General features: G+C 72.4%; 18 protein-coding genes and 1 tRNA gene. 14 read left to right on the top strand and 5 right to left on the bottom strand.

The genetic code is table 11. From position 1 onward, the window contains the following. Positions 1 to 2 precede the first annotated feature (2 nt). Positions 3 to 692 (top strand): class I SAM-dependent methyltransferase, encoded by a 690-nt coding sequence (locus tag K1X13_RS05865; protein WP_221024036.1) that lies wholly within the window; start codon positions 3 to 5, stop codon positions 690 to 692. An 80-nt stretch (positions 693 to 772) separates the two neighbouring features. Then, positions 773 to 1,492 (top strand): flavodoxin family protein, encoded by a 720-nt coding sequence (locus tag K1X13_RS05870; RefSeq protein WP_221024037.1) that lies wholly within the window; start codon positions 773 to 775, stop codon positions 1,490 to 1,492. Between the two features lie 6 nt (positions 1,493 to 1,498). On the opposite strand, the gene K1X13_RS05875 is transcribed toward K1X13_RS05870, so the two are convergent. Further along, the gene (locus tag K1X13_RS05875; protein WP_221024038.1) at positions 1,499 to 2,482 is read right to left on the bottom strand and encodes a magnesium transporter CorA family protein; all 984 of its coding nucleotides are present in this window, start codon (positions 2,480 to 2,482) and stop codon (positions 1,499 to 1,501) included. A gap of 116 nt (positions 2,483 to 2,598) precedes the next feature. Between K1X13_RS05875 and K1X13_RS05880 the strand changes: the two genes are divergently transcribed. From K1X13_RS05880 to K1X13_RS05895, 4 genes are all read left to right on the top strand, one after another. Beyond that, positions 2,599 to 3,723 carry an NAD(P) transhydrogenase subunit alpha gene (locus tag K1X13_RS05880; protein WP_221024039.1) on the top strand — a complete coding sequence of 375 codons (1,125 nt, stop codon included), beginning with the start codon at positions 2,599 to 2,601 and terminating at the stop codon, positions 3,721 to 3,723. Beyond that, the gene (locus K1X13_RS05885) at positions 3,723 to 4,049 is read left to right on the top strand and encodes an NAD(P) transhydrogenase subunit alpha part 2 (RefSeq protein WP_221024040.1); all 327 of its coding nucleotides are present in this window, start codon (positions 3,723 to 3,725) and stop codon (positions 4,047 to 4,049) included. The genes K1X13_RS05880 and K1X13_RS05885 overlap by 1 nt, the downstream gene beginning before the upstream one ends. Continuing rightward, complete coding sequence (locus tag K1X13_RS05890; protein ID WP_221024041.1) at positions 4,046 to 5,434, top strand: NAD(P)(+) transhydrogenase (Re/Si-specific) subunit beta; 1,389 nt, start codon at positions 4,046 to 4,048, stop codon at positions 5,432 to 5,434. Before K1X13_RS05885 ends, K1X13_RS05890 begins: the two co-directional genes overlap by 4 nt. Before the next feature lie 110 nt (positions 5,435 to 5,544). Beyond that, positions 5,545 to 5,688: a hypothetical protein gene (locus tag K1X13_RS05895; protein ID WP_221024042.1), complete on the top strand. Its 144-nt coding sequence runs from the start codon at positions 5,545 to 5,547 to the stop codon at positions 5,686 to 5,688. 51 nt (positions 5,689 to 5,739) lie between these two features. Here the strand turns inward: K1X13_RS05895 and upp are convergent, their stop codons facing one another. Further along, entirely contained in the window at positions 5,740 to 6,381 is a 642-nt protein-coding gene (upp, locus tag K1X13_RS05900; RefSeq protein ID WP_221024043.1) for a uracil phosphoribosyltransferase, read from the bottom strand. 136 nt (positions 6,382 to 6,517) lie between these two features. Here upp and K1X13_RS05905 point away from each other — a divergent pair, with 136 nt between their 5' ends. The 4 genes from K1X13_RS05905 to K1X13_RS05920 all read left to right on the top strand — a co-directional run bounded on the left by K1X13_RS05905 (position 6,518) and on the right by K1X13_RS05920 (position 8,458). Further along, positions 6,518 to 7,015 (top strand): tRNA adenosine deaminase-associated protein, encoded by a 498-nt coding sequence (locus tag K1X13_RS05905; protein ID WP_221024044.1) that lies wholly within the window; start codon positions 6,518 to 6,520, stop codon positions 7,013 to 7,015. Beyond that, a complete protein-coding gene (tadA, locus tag K1X13_RS05910) occupies positions 7,015 to 7,485 on the top strand; it encodes a tRNA adenosine(34) deaminase TadA (protein WP_372450672.1) in 471 nt (156 codons plus the stop codon). Before K1X13_RS05905 ends, tadA begins: the two co-directional genes overlap by 1 nt. 44 nt (positions 7,486 to 7,529) lie before the next feature. Further along, positions 7,530 to 7,619 (top strand) — tRNA-Ser (locus K1X13_RS05915). A 242-nt stretch (positions 7,620 to 7,861) separates the two neighbouring features. Further along, the gene (locus K1X13_RS05920) at positions 7,862 to 8,458 is read left to right on the top strand and encodes a class I SAM-dependent methyltransferase (RefSeq protein ID WP_221024045.1); all 597 of its coding nucleotides are present in this window, start codon (positions 7,862 to 7,864) and stop codon (positions 8,456 to 8,458) included. A 30-nt stretch (positions 8,459 to 8,488) separates the two neighbouring features. On the opposite strand, the gene K1X13_RS05925 is transcribed toward K1X13_RS05920, so the two are convergent. Both K1X13_RS05925 and K1X13_RS05930 read right to left on the bottom strand, forming a co-directional pair. Beyond that, on the bottom strand, positions 8,489 to 9,097 hold the full coding sequence (locus K1X13_RS05925; RefSeq protein WP_221024046.1) for a TIGR03086 family metal-binding protein: 609 nt from the start codon (positions 9,095 to 9,097) through the stop codon (positions 8,489 to 8,491). 95 nt (positions 9,098 to 9,192) lie between these two features. Continuing rightward, positions 9,193 to 9,591 (bottom strand): cytidine deaminase family protein, encoded by a 399-nt coding sequence (locus K1X13_RS05930; RefSeq protein WP_308249414.1) that lies wholly within the window; start codon positions 9,589 to 9,591, stop codon positions 9,193 to 9,195. A 239-nt stretch (positions 9,592 to 9,830) separates the two neighbouring features. Here K1X13_RS05930 and K1X13_RS05935 point away from each other — a divergent pair, with 239 nt between their 5' ends. Both K1X13_RS05935 and K1X13_RS05940 read left to right on the top strand, forming a co-directional pair. Beyond that, on the top strand, positions 9,831 to 10,514 hold the full coding sequence (locus K1X13_RS05935; protein WP_225914528.1) for a hypothetical protein: 684 nt from the start codon (positions 9,831 to 9,833) through the stop codon (positions 10,512 to 10,514). 291 nt (positions 10,515 to 10,805) lie between these two features. Next, positions 10,806 to 12,020, top strand: a complete 1,215-nt coding sequence (locus tag K1X13_RS05940; RefSeq protein WP_221024047.1) for an N-acetylmuramoyl-L-alanine amidase — start codon at positions 10,806 to 10,808, stop codon at positions 12,018 to 12,020. A 10-nt stretch (positions 12,021 to 12,030) separates the two neighbouring features. On the opposite strand, the gene K1X13_RS05945 is transcribed toward K1X13_RS05940, so the two are convergent. Then, positions 12,031 to 13,227 carry a pyridoxal phosphate-dependent aminotransferase gene (locus K1X13_RS05945; protein WP_221024048.1) on the bottom strand — a complete coding sequence of 399 codons (1,197 nt, stop codon included), beginning with the start codon at positions 13,225 to 13,227 and terminating at the stop codon, positions 12,031 to 12,033. A 65-nt stretch (positions 13,228 to 13,292) separates the two neighbouring features. On the opposite strand from K1X13_RS05945, the gene K1X13_RS05950 reads away from it, so the two are divergent. Together K1X13_RS05950 and K1X13_RS05955 are read left to right on the top strand one after the other, a co-directional pair. Next, a complete protein-coding gene (locus K1X13_RS05950) occupies positions 13,293 to 14,384 on the top strand; it encodes a serine hydrolase domain-containing protein (protein WP_221024049.1) in 1,092 nt (363 codons plus the stop codon). Between the two features lie 141 nt (positions 14,385 to 14,525). Further along, positions 14,526 to 16,028, top strand: a complete 1,503-nt coding sequence (locus tag K1X13_RS05955) for a potassium/proton antiporter (protein WP_308249415.1) — start codon at positions 14,526 to 14,528, stop codon at positions 16,026 to 16,028. The last annotated feature ends 22 nt before the right edge of the window (positions 16,029 to 16,050 follow it).

Below are 16,050 nucleotides of genomic sequence, written 5' to 3' on the forward strand. Positions count from 1 at the left end.
CGATGACCGGTCCCGACGACCCGGACGCCGCCCCGGGGCGGGCCCCCGAAGGCGCACCGCGCACCCGCTGGTCCGAGCTGACCGGGCACGCCACCGGTGCCGACTACGCGGCCCGGTTCGCCGCGCTCGCGCAGCAGGGTCACCACGTGCACGACGAGGCCGACCTGTGTGCCGCGCTGCTGCCCGCCGGGGCGAAGGTGCTCGACGCGGGCTGCGGCACCGGCCGGGTGGCGATCCGGCTGGCGGAGCTGGGCTTCGACTGCGTCGGCACCGACGTGGACGAGTCGATGCTGGCCGTCGCCCGGGAGCACGCCCCCGACCTGCCCTGGTTCACCGCCGACCTGGCGGGCCTGCGCGCCGACGACCTCGGCGGCGCGACCGGGTTCGACCTCGTGGTGCTCGCCGGCAACGTGGTCCCGCTGCTCGCGGAGGGCACGGTGCCGGCCGCGGTCGCCTCCGTCGCGGCGCTGCTCGGCCCGGACGGGCTGCTGGTCGCGGGCTTCGGCCTCGACCGGGCGCACCTCCCGGCGCGGTGCCCGGTCACCCCGCTCGAGCTGTACGACGACGCCTGCGCCGCCGCCGGCCTCGAGCTCGTGCAGCGGCTGTCCACCTGGGACGGCGACCCGTACGACCCGGCGGCCGGCTACGCGGTCAGCGTGCACCGCTCCCGCGAGTCCCGCACCCAGCCGTAGCCCGACCGACCCAGAGCGGGGGCGAGGACCCGGTAACACGGGCCATTGCCACCGATCTGCGCGTCCGCACACAATCGACCATGACCGGCGACACGACCTGGGACTTCAGCGGGCTGCGGGCCTTCTTCGTCAACTGCACGTTGAAGAAGTCCCCGGAGATGAGCCACACCCAGGGCCTGGTCGACGTCAGCGCCGGCATCATGCGCCGCCAAGGCGTGGAGGTCGAGGAGCTGCGGGCCGTCGACCACGAGATCGCCACCGGCGTCTACCCCGACATGACGCAGCACGGCTGGGGCCGCGACGCCTGGCCCGAGATCTACCCGCGGATCCTCGACAGCGACATCCTGGTCATCGCCGGGCCCATCTGGCTGGGCGACAACTCCAGCGTCACCAAGCGCGTGATCGAGCGGCTCTACGCGTTGTCCCACCTGGTCAACGACGCGGGCCAGTACCTCTTCTACGGCAAGGTCGCCGGCTGCCTGATCACCGGCAACGAGGACGGCATCAAACACTGCGCCCAGAACATCCTCTACAGCCTCCAGCACATCGGCTACGCGATCCCGCCCCAGGCCGACGCCGGGTGGATCGGCGAGGCGGGCCCCGGTCCGTCGTACCTCGACCCCGGCAGCGGCGGGCCGGAGAACGAGTTCACCAACCGCAACACCACGTTCATGACGTGGAACCTGATGCACTTCGCCAAGATGCTCAGGGACGCCGGCGGGATCCCGGCGTACGGCAACCAGCGGGTGGCGTGGGACGCCGGGGCGAGGTTCGACTTCGCCAACCCCGAGTACCGCTGACCGCGCTCACCACCAGCCCTGCCGCCGCGCCCAGCGCAGCAGCATCGCGCTGATCGCCAGCATCACGGCGAGGACGACGAAGAGCTGGAGCCACTGCGTGTGGTCGTTGACGATCACGTTCATGCCGAAGATCGACGCGATCGCGGTCACCGGCAGGGTGATCGCCGCGATCACCGCCAGGCGCTCCATCGCCACGGTCATCTTGGTGCTGACCCGGGTCTGGTAGAGGTCGGTCACCCCGAACAGGAACTGCGACTCCCCGTCGCCGATCGAGCGGACCCGGTCGAACTGCTCGGCGAGGTCGCGCGCGTACCCCTGGTCCTCGGCCGGGACGAACCGCTCCAGCGAGGCGAGCCGGGCGTAGACGTCGTGGGTCTGCGCGGCCATGGTGCGCGCGGTGATCAGCTCGTGCCGGATGAGGAACAGCTGCTCGAGGAGCGACTCGGGCTGCCGGAAGTCGCCGGTCATCACCTGCTGCTCCATGTCGGGGAGCCGCTCGGCGACCGCCCCGATCAGCCCCCGGTGGCGGCGGGCCACCGCCGAGCCGAGCGCGTAGGAGACCTCCGCCGCGGAGACCGGCGCGAACCGGCCCGCGGCGATCCGCCGCCGCACGGCCTCGGTCTCGGTCAGCGCCTCGGCCGGGTCCACCGCGGGGTTCAGCGGGCCGTGCACCGTCACCAGGTAGCGGCGCCCGACGATCTGGTCGAGCTCGAGCAGGTGCACGTGCCCGGCCGGGCCGAGCAGCGGGGTGTGCACGGTGACGAACCAGTGGTTCTCGTAGGCGTGCACCGTGGGCACGTGGTTGCGCTGCCGGCACGCCTCGAGCACCAGCGGGTGGCACCCCAGCCCGTCGCGGAGCAGCGCCTCGGCCTCGTCGTCCCAGCGCGGTACGTCGACCCACACGAAGCCGTCGGCGCAGCCGAGCAGGTCGTCGAGCTCGGACCGGTCGTGCGTCGACAGCCCCGCGGAGGAGACGCGGTGGACGTCCATGGGCTCAGCGTGGCCCTCCGCCGTCGCCGCGTCCAGCGACCGCGTGGCAAGACACGCGGCTGATCTACGTCACAAACCGGCGACCCGGCGGGGTGCCGTGCTCTAACTTCGCAAGGGTGAAGATCGCTGTGGCGAAGGAAGTCCGCGAAGGCGAGAGCCGCGTGGCGATGGTTCCCGAGCTGGTCGGCAAGCTGACCGCGCTCGGCTACGAGGTGGCGGTCGAGCCCGGGGCGGGGGAACGCGCGCTCGCCTCCGACGAGGACTACGAGGGCGCCGGTGCGCAGGTCACCCCCGACGCCTTCCACGGCGCCGCGCTGGTGGTCTCGGTGCAGCCGCTGGAGCCCTCCGCCGTACGCCGGCTCGCCGCCGGCACCGCCACCCTGTCCTTCCTGCCCGCCACCCAGTCGCCCGAGCTGGTCGCGGACCTGCGCGACTGCGGGGTGACCGCGTTCGCGATGGAGCTGGTGCCGCGGATCTCCCGGGCCCAGTCGATGGACGCGCTGTCCTCGCAGTCGCTGGTGTCGGGCTATCGCTGCGCGATCGTCGCCGCCGGCCTGCTGCGCCGGTTCTTCCCGCTGAACATGACCGCGGCCGGGACCGTGCCACCGGCCGAGGTCGTCGTGCTCGGCGCCGGGGTCGCGGGGCTCCAGGCGATCGCGACCTGCAAGCGCCTCGGTGCGGTGGTCAGGGCGTACGACGTCCGGGCGGCCGCCGCCGAGGAGATCCGCTCCATGGGCGCCGTGGCGATCGACCTGGAGCTGGAGACGCTCGAGGGGACGGGCGGCTACGCCCGGGAGATGACCGAGGACCGCGCCGCCCGGCAGCGTGACCTGCTGGCGCCGTACATCGCGAACGCCGACGCACTGATCACGACCGCCGCCGTCCCCGGCCGGCAGGCGCCACTGCTGGTGACCGCGGCGATGGTCGAGCAGATGAGACCCGGGTCGGTGGTGGTGGACCTCGCCGCGGAGAGCGGCGGCAACGTCGAGGGCGCCGTGCCCGGCCAGGTGGTCCGGATCGGCAACGCCCAGGTCTGGGGCGGGGCGAACGTGCCGAGCCAGATGCCCGGGCCGGCGTCGAAGCTCTACGCGCAGAACATCGTCAACCTCGTGACGCTGATGACCAGGGACGGCGCCTTCGACCCCGACTTCGACGACGAGATCGTCGCCGGGTCCTGCGTCACCCACGGCGGGCAGGTCCGTCACGAGCCCACGAGAGCCCTCCTGGAAGGGGTGCAGTGATGAGCGAGCCCGTCGTCTGGCTGACGATCTTCGTGCTCAGCGTCTTCGTGGGGGTCGAGGTGATCTCCAAGGTGTCCTCGACGCTGCACACGCCGCTGATGTCCGGCGCCAACGCGATCCACGGGATCATCCTGCTCGGCGCGATCCTGGTCACCGGGTACGCCGAGAGCGGGCTCGAGCTCGCGGTCGGGCTGGCCGCGGTGGTGCTGGCCACGGTGAACATGGTGGGCGGCTTCGTGGTCACCGACCGGATGCTGCAGATGTTCACCCGCAAGCGGCCGGTGCCCAAGGCCGACCAGAACGGCGCGGGAGGGGTGACCCGATGACCGGCACCCCGGTTTGGGCGCAGCTGGCCTACCTGGTCGCCGCGGTCTGCTTCGTCCTCGCGCTCAAGGGCCTGTCCTCGCCGAAGCACGCCCGGAAGGGCAACCTGCTCGGCGCCTTCGGTGCGGTCCTGGCCTGCGTGACCGTCTTCTTCTACGCCGAGCTCGACCACCTGGTGTGGATCCTGCTCGCGATCGCGGTCGGCTCGGTGGTCGGCGCGGTCGGCGCGCAGCGGGTGCAGATGACCCAGATGCCGCAGCTGGTGGCGCTGTTCAACGGGGTCGGCGGCGGCGCCGCGGCCCTGGTCGCGCTCCTCGAGCTCGGCGACATCGCCGGCGCGGGGGAGGAGGTCGGCGGCTTCACCCTCGCCGCGACGGCGTTCACGATCGTGGTCGGGTCGGTGTCGTTCTCCGGCTCGCTGGTCACCTTCGCCAAGCTCCAGGAGCTGATGACCTCCCGCCCGGTGGTGTTCCCGGGCCTTCCGGTGGCGTTCGCGGCCGCGCTGCTCGGCGGGGTGGTGCTGTCCGTGCTCACGGTCACCGACCCCGCCGTACCCACCGGCGTGCTGCTCGCCCTGATCGGCCTGCTGCTCGGCGTCCTGCTCGTGCTCCCGGTCGGCGGGGCCGACGTACCGATCGTGATCTCGCTGCTCAACGCGTTCACCGGACTCACCGTCGCGGCCGGAGGCTACGTGCTCGACAACACCGTGCTGCTCGTCGCCGGCACCCTGGTCGGGGCCAGCGGTACCTTCCTCACCAAGCTGATGGCGGCCGCGATGGGCCGGTCGGTCGGCAACATCCTGTTCGGCGCGCTCAAGGGCGGGTCGACGCTCGGCGCCGGCGTGGCCTCCGACCGTCCGGTCCGCTCCGCGGGCGCCGAGGACGTCGCGATCCTCCTCGGCTACGCGCACAAGGTGATCATCGTGCCCGGCTACGGGCTCGCGGTCGCCCAGGCCCAGCACACGCTGCGCGAGCTCGTGGACGTGCTCGGGGAGCGCGGCATCGAGGTCGGCTACGCGATCCACCCGGTCGCCGGCCGGATGCCCGGCCACATGAACGTGCTGCTCGCCGAGGCGCAGGTGCCCTACGAGCAGCTCAAGGAGATGGACGACATCAACGGCGAGTTCAAGCAGACCGACGTGGTGCTCGTCGTCGGCGCGAACGACGTCGTCAACCCGGCCGCGAAGACCACGCCGGGGGCGCCGATCTACGGGATGCCGATCCTCAACGCCGACGAGGCGCAGCAGATCGTGTTCCTGAAGCGGTCGATGCGGCCCGGGTTCGCCGGGATCGAGAACGAGCTGCTCTTCGACCCGAAGACCACGCTGCTCTTCGGTGACGCCAAAGACACGCTGGGCAAGCTGCTCAGCGCGGTGAAGGGACTGTGACGGAGCCCGCGCGGCCTCTGGTGTAACCCGCGGTCACCCGTCCTCGTTGTCCGGGTACAAACCGTTCGTGGGGCAGACCCCGCGAACCCTCTCCCCGATGGAGGACGACCATGGACGGCGGTCACAAGTACGACGCGCCCGAGCCCGACGACGAGACCAGGTCCAAGGGGTACAGCTACGCGGTGCTGGGCATCCTCGTGGTGCTGCTGATGGTGCTGGTCGCGACCGGCGTGGTGCCGATCTTCGACTTCTGAGGCCGTCGGCCCGCTCGGGCGGGTCGGGCGGTCGGGCGGTCGCGCCTGGCGTCAGCCGGCGATGCCGTACAGGCGGTCCCCGGCGTCGCCGAGGCCCGGCACGATGTAGCCCTTCTCGTTGAGCCGCTCGTCCATGCCCGCGGTCACCACGGTGACCGGGATGTCGAGCCCGTCGAGGTCCTTCTCCAGCCGCTCGCAGCCCTCGGGCGCGGACAGCAGGCAGATCGCGGTGATGTGGTCCGCGCCGCGGTCCACCAGGAACCTGATCGCCGCGGCCAGGGTGCCGCCGGTGGCGAGCATCGGGTCGAGCACGTAGCACTGGCGGCCGGACAGGTCGTCGGGCAGCCGCTCGGCGTACGTCGACGCCTCGAGCGTCTCCTCGTTGCGCACCATGCCGAGGAAGCCCACCTCGGCCGTCGGCAGCAGCCGCATCATCCCGTCGAGCATGCCCAGCCCGGCGCGCAGGATCGGCACCACGAGCGGCTTCGGCGCCGCCAGCCGGGTGCCCTGCGCCTCGGCCACCGGGGTGCGCACGGTCACCGTCTCCACGCGCACGTCGCGGGTCGCCTCGTAGGCCAGCAGGGTCACGAGCTCGTCGGCGAGCCCGCGGAAGGTGGGCGAGTCGGTCCGCTCGTCGCGCAGCGTCGTGAGCTTGTGGGCGACCAGCGGGTGGTCGGCAACGTGAATCCGCATGGCGCAAACCTAGGGGATGGTCCAGCGCGGCGGAAACGGTGGTGGTGCCACCCCGGGGAACCTGTCACCCTTGTGCATGCATCGCGGATCGAGGCACGACAGCAGACTCCACGCGTGACCGAGCAGGGAGGGCAGTATGTCTGAGCAGTCCGAAGCCATCGCCGACGGAATCGACTTCGCCGTCGTCGCCTACCGCGAGGAGGGGACCTGGCAGGTCGAGCCCCTCGCCGAGGACACGGTGGAGGACCTCGACAGCCTGGCCGCCGAGCTGCGCCGCTGGCCCGGGGACGGCGGTTCGCTCGGGCTCCTCTCCGTCGACGAGGACTTCTTCCTGATCGTCCGCGTGCTCGGGGCCGAGACCCGGATCCTGCTCTCCGACATCACCGCCGCCACCGACTGGCCGGTCGCGCGCTCCGCGGTCGAGCACCTCGAGCTGCCCCTGCCCGACGACGAGGACGACCAGGTGCCCGCGGGCGACCTCGGCATCGTCGCCGACCTCGGCATGGGCGCCATGGACATGGGCGCGCTGCTCGACGAGTACGAGCTCTACCCCGACGAGATGCTCGGCGACATCGCGACCAAGCTGGGCTTCGGCGCCCAGTTCGAGGAGGCCGTCGGGGTCGCAGCGCCCTGATGGCCGGGTACGACGCCTGGGTCGACCCGATGCGGGAGGCCCTCGACGAGGCGCGCGCCGCGCTCGCGAGTGACGACGTACCGATCGGCGCGGTCGTGCTCGGCCCGGACGGCGCCGTGATCGGTCGCGGGCACAACGAGCGCGAGGCCGACGCCGACCCCACCGCGCACGCCGAGGTGGTCGCGCTCCGGCAGGCCGCCCGGGCGCGCGGCGAGTGGCGCCTCGACGGCTGCACCATCGTGGTCACGCTCGAGCCGTGCACCATGTGCGCCGGTGCGGTCGTCCTGTCACGGGTCGACCGGCTGGTGTTCGGGGCGTACGACGACAAGGCCGGTGCGGTCGGGTCGCTGTGGGACGTCGTACGCGACCGCCGGCTCAACCACCGCCCGGAGGTGGTCCCCGGGGTGCTGGCCGAGGAGGCCACGAGCCTGCTCCACGAGTTCTTCGCCACCCACCGGGTGCGGGACTGACCTCGATTTCATCGTGGCCGAGCCGGTCTAGTACCCTCTTCGGCGGTGGCGTGTCCGAGCGGCCTAAGGAGAACGCCTCGAAAGCGTTTGTGGGTGCAAGCCCACCGAGGGTTCAAATCCCTCCGCCACCGCCAGTGGGCTTCGGAGCAAATCCGTAGCCTGAGAGACGAAAGTCCCAGCGACGCCGTCTCGTGGCCCGAAAACGGGTTCACGGGGCGGCGTTGTTGCGTTCCGGGCTCCTTCCCGGTCCGCATGGCTCGCGGCAGAGTGCCGATCCGTCCCGTCCCATCCAGGTCCTAGGCTGATCCGACCGAGACGCACACGAGGGCGTGACGCACAACCAGAACTCGGGACGGGGGCACGTTGCATGGCGGTGATGGACGAGCCTGACGGCTGGAGCCGCTACAACGCCACGCAGGTGGATCGGGAGCCCCGTGCACTCGTGAAGTCGATGCTCGGGCACGCTGGGGACGGGCATGGGCGTCTCGCTGTCGATCTCGGCTTCGGCTCCGGGGTCGAGACGGAGGCTCTGCTACGTCGAGGCTGGTGCGTCCTGGCGATAGACGCGGACCCGACGGCAGCAGAGTTGCTCACGCAGCGTCTGTCCGAGGAGAACGCCGCGCGGCTCAGCATTCTCACCTCCGACTTCGCCGACATCGACGCACTCTCCGAGGTCGACCTCGTCCATGCCGCCTGGTCACTTCCCTACGCCGGAGACGCGTTCCCGCAGCTCTGGGCGAACCTCATGTCGGCGCTGGTGCCCGGCGGCTGGATCGGCTGCGAACTCTTCGGCGACCGAGACACCATGTCGAGTCACCCCCGAATCGCCGCGCATACCGAAGCGGAAGCGCGCGGTCTGCTCGAACCGTTGTCCGTGGTCGAGTTCGACACCATCGAGCAGGCCGACATGTCCGCCCGAGGACTCCAGCATCGGCATGTCTTCTCCGTGGTGGCACGCCGACCCATCGACTAGCCCCACGACGAGCAAAGCCTCCGAAGGGGATCAGCCCGCCGCGGTGCGGGTCCAGGCAGGGTCCCGCCCGGCGTAGCCCAGAGCCCGGTCGAGCTCCGAGGAGTCCGCAGGGACGTCGACGACGGGTCCGAACAATCCCTCCCGGCTGGCCGCCCGCTCCGGCTGGGCCGACTCGCGGGTGAACGCGAGGATCGCCGACGTGCTCGCCGGGTCGCAGCGGAAGGTCTGGCCGGTCGCGCGGGCCAGGTCCCATCCGTGCAGCACCAGCTCGTCGAGGGCCACGACGCCCATCACCTCCGCGGGTAGCTGGACACCGCCGGCCTCGGTCATCCCCTCCCATGCCGCAGGCGCCTGCCACGCCTCGACGAGCTCGGTGAGACGTCGCGGAAGCTGTGCCCGCCAGTCAGGGTCAAGGGTCTCGGCCCTGGCCAGCCCGGGTGGCGGTGACGTGACGCCCGCGGGAGGGCCGGTCTTCCGTGCCGCCCAGGTGAAGGCGAGCGACAGCCCCATCAGGTGGTCGAGCAGGGCCGCCACCGGGGTGTCCTGGCAGGGAGTCGGGTCGGACAGCTGGTCGTCTCGGACGCCGTTCAGCAGGCGGGCCACCTCGCCGGCGGCCGGAGCCAGGTCGACTCTGGACATGGACAGTCTCCCCTCGTTCGAGTAGGTCGGGTCCTACCGAATGCTGACTCGGGCAAGCCGCGAAACTGATCGCTGCTCCGTCGCGCGGCCAGGAATCAGCCGGTCGGGTGTGTCGCGACGTAGCTGTACGGGAGCAGGTCGCGGACCGGCCGCGTCACCAGCCCGGCGTCTTCGGTCGGCACCACCACGAAGACCTCGGGGTGCAGGTCCAGGAGCACCTGTCGGCAGCGGCCGCACGGCGCCAGGACGCCGCGGTCGCGGTCGCCGACTGCGACGATCGTGAGGAGCGGGCCGGCGTTCGCCGCCGCGGCGGCCCCGACGGCGACGAGCTCCGCGCAGGGCCCGCCGGTGAAGTGGGAGACGTTCACGCCGGTGAACACCCGGCCCTGGGTGTCCATCGCGGCCGCGGCGACGGTGTGGGTGTCCCCGTCGGGCAGCGACCGTACGGCGGCCTCGGCCGCCTCGACCAGGCGGCGCTCGTTGTTCTGCAGCACGGCCTCATCCTGCCCTGCGCCGACCAGGGGCGACGTCACAACGGCACACGTGTCCCGGTTGTGACACGTCCCGGACCGCAGACCGTGCCACAACCGCACATATGTGCCGTGGGGACGGAACGAGCGCCCGAAAACGGCGCAAGCAGGGGGCTCAGGACCCCCAACCGGGGTCTTTCGTTCCGCCGGGAACGGGCGCACACTGATGAGGGTCACTCACCCTCATCCGGGAGCTGGTCGCCATGGCCCACCGCACCCCAGACGTGATGCCGCTGCTGTCGCCTGGACGACACCGGCACGCCCGCAAAGGCGCCTGCTTCATGGAGATGGCGTCCTTCCTCGCCGGAGAGAAGTGGTCCGACCACCCCCGGTGCACGCATCCGCTGCTCGCCGTGATGGCCCGCGCGGTCAACGACCACGTCGGCGACGACGTACGCCAGGAGCTCACGCCCCTGATCCCGCAGGTGATCGGCGTGGTCGGCGGGGGGCCACGGGTGGACGCCCAGATCGCCCGCCAGGCGGCGCTCACCGCTCTGCCCCTCGTCTCCGCCTCGCGGCAGCGGGTCGCCGCGGTCGGCATCCTGTGCTGCGAGGCCGTGCTCGCCGACCTCGACGACCTGCCGCGCGACCACGTCTCCCCGGAGTCGGCCAAGGCGCTCGCCGAGGTACCCGACGCCGAGCGCTGGGCCAGGGACTTCCTGCGCATGGGCCGGGGCCCGACGAAGTCGTTCACCAAGCGCAGCGCCCCCACGATCGTCCACAACGCGGTCGTCGGCATCTCCAACGCATGCGTGCCGGACTCCGACGCGCTGCTGCTCGACCTGCTCCGGCGCACCATCGCGGACTGCCGTGTCTGGATGCCGCCGGCCGAGCCGGTCCGGACGCCTGTGACGGGCTCGCCCCGCGTCTCGGCGCAGCCCGACTGAAGGCCGTCCGACCAGGAAGGGGCGTCCCGCAGGGGGCGCCCCTTCGTCTGCCCGCCGCCGATCCACGCGGCGGGCGCGTCTCCTGACGCGTCTCCTGACCCCGTTCCCTGACCCCGTCTCCTGACACCGCGCCGGAATCCCCCGCGCGGTGCTTTCGCGTGCTCTGACCCCTGTCGGCGAGCCTCCCCGCCCCGCGAACAAAGCGGACTTAACTGGACGACCCGTATGTACCACCTGCAACATAGGTCGCATACGTCCCAAAGCCCGCTCGTGTTTCCGGAGGACCCGACCATGGTCAGAAGGCCCGTAGCGGTCGCGGCCGCGCTGCTCGTGGCGGCGCCCGTCGCCTCCACTGCCCCCGCCCACGCCCTGACCGGTCCCGCCCCGAAGCACACCCCGCTCACGGGTGCGGCCGAGGCCGCCCCGTCCCTGGCGGCGCGCACCGCACAGCAGCGCCGGGCCACCCCGGTGCGCGGCTGGAACGTGGAGCTCGGGCAGGCGGCCGCCACGCGGCGCGGGCAGCTGGTGCGCACGGCACGCACCTTCGAGACGCTCGGCGTGAGCTGGGAGCGCGGCGGCGACCCCGTGGTCGAGGTCCGCTACCGCTCGAACGGGGTCTGGTCGGACTGGGAGGACGCGCACCCGCTGCTCGGCGGCGGCGGCAAGGCGACCGAGCCGCTGTGGGCCGGGCCCTCCCGCACCGTCCGGGTCCGTGTGGACACCGCGCGGCCGGGGCTGGCACTGGTCCTGGTCGACCCCGGCTACCAGCCCTCCGACGAGCCCGCGGCCTTCCGGCAGAGCAGTACGACGGGCAGCGGCACGGCCTCGGGCACCACGACGACGGCCGCGATCACGACCTCCACCGCCCGCACCGTGACCGCCGCGGCGGCCGGCCCCGGCGTCCCGATGCCGAACATCCGCCGCCGCGCCGAGTGGGGCGCCAACCCCGACTGGCGGGGGACCGACCCGGTCTACTCGAAGACGATCCGCCAGGCGCACGTGCACCACACCGCCGGGTCCAACCGCTACGGCCGCGCGGACGTGCCGGGGATCATCCGCGGCATGTACTGGTACCACACCCACCAGCTCGGCTGGAGCGACATCGGCTACAACTTCCTGGTCGACAAGTTCGGCAAGATCTGGGCCGGCCGGGCCGGCGGCGTGATGCAGCCGGTCCGCGGCGCCCACACGCTGGGGTTCAACCGCAACACGGTCGGCGTCGCCGCCATCGGTGACTACGAGAAAGCGGTCGCGGGCTCGAAGCTGACCGGGGCCCTGTCCCGGCTCACCGCCTGGAAGCTGGACCTGCACCGGCGCAACGCGGTCGGCCGGGTCCGGATGCTCTCCGAGGGCAGCGACCGGTACCCCGCGGGCACCTGGGTGCGGCTCCCGGTCATTGACGGCCACCGCGACACCAACGAGACGGCCTGCCCCGGCGCGAACCTGTACGGCAAGCTGCCCGTCGTACGGCAGCGGGCGCAGCAGCGGATCGACACCTACCGCTGACGGACGCGGCTCACCCGCGGGCCAGCCAACCCTCCAGCCGGTGGAGCGCCTCCCCGACCTCGGCGGGTGAGCCGGCGAACGACAACCGCACGAACCGGTCACCGGCGACGGTGTCGAAGTCGACGCCCGGCGCGGTCGCGACCCCGGTCTCGGCGAGCAGCCGGTGGCACAGTGCCATCGACCCGGCCGCCATGGTGCCGTCGGCCAGGTGGCTCACGTCGGCGTAGACGTAGAACGCGCCGTCGGCGGGGGCGAGCCGGTCCAGGCCGAGCCGCGGCAGGCCGTCGAGCAGCAGCGCCCGGTTCTGCGCGTAGCGCGCGACGTGGGCGTCCACCTCGGCGTACGACGCGTCGGTGAACGCGGCCACCGCGGCGTGCTGGGCGAGCACCGGAGGGCAGATCGTGAAGTTGCCGGTGAGTACGTCGACCGCCCGGCGCAGCCGCTCGGGCACCAGCATCCAGCCGATCCGCCAGCCGGTCATCGAGAAGTACTTCGAGAACGAGTTGAACACGACCGCCTCGCGCGAGGTCTCCCACGCGGAGGAGTGCTGCGCGGGGGAGGCGTACTCGATGCCGTGGTAGATCTCGTCGCTGATCAGCTGGACGCCGTGCTCCTCGCACCAGCGGGCGAGCGCGGCGAGCTCCTCGGGGGCGAGCATCGTTCCGGTGGGGTTCGCCGGGCTGGCCACGACGAGGCCCTGCACCGGCTCCTCGAGCGCCTCGAGCATCGCCACGGTCGGCTGGAAGCGGCTGTCCGGACCGGCCGGCAGCTCGACGACCTCGCAGCCGAGCGCGGTCAGCACGTTGCGGTAGCAGGGGTAGCCGGGCCGCGCGATCGCGACGCGGTCCCCGGGCTCGAACGCGGCCAGGAACGCCAGCAGGAAGCCGCCGGAGGACCCGGTGGTCACGACCACGTCCTCGATCCCGACGTCCAGGCCATGCATCCGGCGGTGGTGGCCGGCGATCGCCTCGCGCAGCTCGGGGATGCCGAGCGCCACGGTGTAGCCGAGCACCTCCTGGTCCAGCGCCCGCTTGGCCGCCTCGCGCACCGGCACCGGCGCCGGCGTCGAGGGCTGGCCGGCCACGAGGTTCAGCAGGTCCCCGTGCGTGCGGCCCCGCTCGGCCGCGGCGGCGAGCAGGTCCATGACGTGGAACGGAGGGACCGCCGCCCGGCTCGCGACCGCGAGGCGCTGCTGGGTGTGCTCCATCGGGTCACCGTAGCCGCGGGGCGAATCGGCCGCGGAGCGCGATCCACTCTGCGAGAGTGGCGCCCATGTCCGACCTGCCGCTCGAGGGGACGCACGACCCCCGCTTCGACGTCGTCCGGGACACCTTCCTGCGCGTCCTGGAGGAGCAGCCCGGGACCGGCGCCTCGCTCGCGGTGTGGCACGGCGGCTCGTGGGTGGTGGACCTCTGGGGCGGCTGGGCCGACGCCGCGCACACCCGCCCGTGGACGCGGGGCACCCTGGTGATGCCGTACTCGGTGACCAAGCCGTTCGCGGCGGTCTGCGCGCTGCTGCTCGCCGACCGCGGGGTGCTCGACCTCGACGCCCCGTTGACGACGTACTGGCCGGAGCTGGCCGCGCGGACCACGATGCGCGAGGTGCTCGCCCACCGGTCCGGGCTGGTCGTGCTCGACGAGGACGCGCCCGAGGAGGTCTTCTACGACTGGGACCGGATGTGCACGCTCCTCGCGAAGCAGCCGCCCGCCTGGGAGCCGGGCACCGCGCACGGCGAGTCCGCGCTGTTCTACGGCCACCTCGTCGGCGAGGTCGTACGGCGCACCGACGGCCGCTCGCTCGGGCGGTTCCTCGCGGACGAGGTCTGCGAGCCCCTCTCGCTGGACTTCCAGGTGGGGGTGGCGGAGCAGGACCTGGGGCGGGTGGCGGACCTGACCGGCTTCGACGAGGAGTTCCGCCGGGCCGGCGTCGAGGGCCGCTCCGACCTGTTCGTCCGCGCGCTGGACAACCCGCCCGGCGCCCTCGACCCGGCCGTGCTGAACGGGACCGCGTGGCGCACCGCCGAGGTGCCGGCGGTGAACGGGCACGGCACCGCCCGCGCGGTGGCCGGCCTTTACGTCGCGCTCGAGCAGGGCCTGCTGCTCACCGAGGAGCTGCGAGCACAGGCGACCGCGCCCGCCGGGACCGGGCCGGACCTGGTCCTCGGCGGTGAGCGCAGCTGGGGACTCGGGGTCGCGGTCGACCCCGACGGCTACGGGATGGGCGGGATCGGCGGGAGCTTCGGGTGGTGGAGCGAGACCGGCCGCTACGCGATCGCGTTCCTCACCGGCCACATCGGCGACCACGACCGGGGCGACCGGATCGAGAACGCGCTGCGCGATGTCCTGGCGCTGCCGCCGGCATGACCCCGCTGCCGCGGGTGTGATCGCACGGCCGGCGTACCCGCGTCAGGCGTCGTGCGTGCCGGGTCCACCAGCGCGGCAACCGCGGCCCGGGCGACGAACCGACCACTAGGATGAGCGAACTGCCCTGAAACGACGTCTGAGGTGACCTTGAGCTTCGACGCCCACCAGATGGACTCGGTCCTCCTGCTCGGGGCTGTCGTGATGCTCGCGGCGATCCTCGCGGTTCGGGTCTCCGTCGGGGTAGGCCTCCCCAGCCTCCTGCTCTACCTGCTCATGGGCGTCCTGCTCGGCGAGGCCGGCCTCGGGATCGAGTTCGAGGACGCCAACGTCGCGCACGCGCTCGGCTTCGCCGCGCTCGTGCTGATCCTCGCCGAGGGTGGTCTCACCACCCAGTGGGGCGAGATCAGACCGGTGATGAAACATGGGGTCGCCCTGGCCACCGTCGGGGTGGCGGTCAGCGTCACGGTGATGGCGGTCGGCGCGCACTACCTCTTCGGCCTCGACTGGCAGCTCGCGGTGCTCCTCGGGGCGGTCACGTCGCCGACCGACGCCGCGGCGGTGTTCTCCGTGCTGCGCCGGGTTCCGCTGCCGCGGCAGCTGACCGGCGTGCTCGAGGCCGAGTCCGGGCTCAACGACGCCCCCACCGTGCTGCTGGTGACGCTGGTCAGCACCGGCGCGGCCCTGGACCACGGGGTGATCGGCTTCGTCGGGATCGTGCTCTACGAGCTGGCGCTCGGCGTGGCCGGCGGGCTCCTCGTCGGGTTCGGCGGAGCCTGGGTGATGCGCAGGGTCGCGCTGCCGTCGTCCGGCCTGTACCCGATCGCGGTGCTCTCCCTGACCATCCTGGCGTACGCCGGCAGCGCCGCCCTGCACGCGTCGGGGTTCGCCGCCGTCTACACGGCGGCGCTCGTGCTCGGGAACTCCGAGCTGCCCCACCGCACCGCGACCCGGTCGTTCTCCGAGGGGGTGGCGTGGCTGGCGCAGATCGGGCTGTTCGTGATGCTCGGCCTGCTCGTCTCGCCCGGCCGGATCTCCCTGGAGCACGTGGCGGTCGCCGTCCTCGCCGGGCTGCTGCTCACCGTGGTGGCGCGGCCGCTGTCGGTCTTCGCGTGCTCCTTCGTCGGGCGGATGGACCTGCGCGAGCAGCTGTTCGTCTCCTGGGCCGGCCTGCGCGGCGCCGTACCCATCGTGCTGGCCACCATCCCGCTCGCCGACGCGGTCCCGCAGTCGACCGAGCTGTTCGACATCGTGTTCGTGATGGTGGTGATCTACACGCTGCTGACCGGACCGACCCTGCCGTGGGTGGCGCGGGTGCTGGGTGTGGCGCACCTGGAGGAGCCGCGCGACCTCGAGGTGGAGGCGGCGCCGCTGGAGCGGATCGCGGCGGACCTGCTCCAGGTGAACATCACCCGGAAGTCCCGGCTGCACGGCGTCGAGGTCAGCGAGCTGCGGCTCCCGGCCGGGGTCTCGGTGTCGCTGATCGTGCGCGACGGGCACACCATGGTGCCCGACGGGCGGACCGTGCTGCGGCGCGGTGACGACCTCCTCGTGGTCACGCCCCGCAAGCTGCGCGAGGCGACCGAGGAGCGGCTGCGGAAGGTGTCGCGGTCGGGTCGTGTCACGCAGTGGTGGTCCGACAGCTGAGTCGGCGGCGGTCGGGCCCGCA

Origin of the sequence: Nocardioides jiangsuensis (genome assembly GCF_019679455.1) — a bacterium.
Classification (GTDB): Bacteria; Actinomycetota; Actinomycetes; order Propionibacteriales; family Nocardioidaceae; genus Nocardioides_C; species Nocardioides_C jiangsuensis.

Excerpts from the sequence above, each read along its gene's own strand:
- tadA (WP_372450672.1), top strand. The coding sequence starts at position 7,015 with ATGGCCGGGTACGACGCCTGGGTCGACCCGATGCGGGAGGCCCTCGAC.
- K1X13_RS05885 (WP_221024040.1), top strand. The coding sequence starts at position 3,723 with ATGAGCGAGCCCGTCGTCTGGCTGACGATCTTCGTGCTCAGCGTCTTC.
- K1X13_RS05875 (WP_221024038.1), bottom strand. The coding sequence starts at position 2,482 with ATGGACGTCCACCGCGTCTCCTCCGCGGGGCTGTCGACGCACGACCGG.
- K1X13_RS05905 (WP_221024044.1), top strand. The coding sequence starts at position 6,518 with ATGTCTGAGCAGTCCGAAGCCATCGCCGACGGAATCGACTTCGCCGTC.
- K1X13_RS05945 (WP_221024048.1), bottom strand. The coding sequence starts at position 13,227 with ATGGAGCACACCCAGCAGCGCCTCGCGGTCGCGAGCCGGGCGGCGGTC.
- K1X13_RS05920 (WP_221024045.1), top strand. The coding sequence starts at position 7,862 with ATGGACGAGCCTGACGGCTGGAGCCGCTACAACGCCACGCAGGTGGAT.
- upp (WP_221024043.1), bottom strand. The coding sequence starts at position 6,381 with ATGCGGATTCACGTTGCCGACCACCCGCTGGTCGCCCACAAGCTCACG.
- K1X13_RS05865 (WP_221024036.1), top strand. The coding sequence starts at position 3 with ATGACCGGTCCCGACGACCCGGACGCCGCCCCGGGGCGGGCCCCCGAA.
- K1X13_RS05870 (WP_221024037.1), top strand. The coding sequence starts at position 773 with ATGACCGGCGACACGACCTGGGACTTCAGCGGGCTGCGGGCCTTCTTC.
- K1X13_RS05895 (WP_221024042.1), top strand. The coding sequence starts at position 5,545 with ATGGACGGCGGTCACAAGTACGACGCGCCCGAGCCCGACGACGAGACC.
- K1X13_RS05950 (WP_221024049.1), top strand. The coding sequence starts at position 13,293 with ATGTCCGACCTGCCGCTCGAGGGGACGCACGACCCCCGCTTCGACGTC.
- K1X13_RS05890 (WP_221024041.1), top strand. The coding sequence starts at position 4,046 with ATGACCGGCACCCCGGTTTGGGCGCAGCTGGCCTACCTGGTCGCCGCG.
- K1X13_RS05925 (WP_221024046.1), bottom strand. The coding sequence starts at position 9,097 with ATGTCCAGAGTCGACCTGGCTCCGGCCGCCGGCGAGGTGGCCCGCCTG.
- K1X13_RS05935 (WP_225914528.1), top strand. The coding sequence starts at position 9,831 with ATGGCCCACCGCACCCCAGACGTGATGCCGCTGCTGTCGCCTGGACGA.
- K1X13_RS05940 (WP_221024047.1), top strand. The coding sequence starts at position 10,806 with ATGGTCAGAAGGCCCGTAGCGGTCGCGGCCGCGCTGCTCGTGGCGGCG.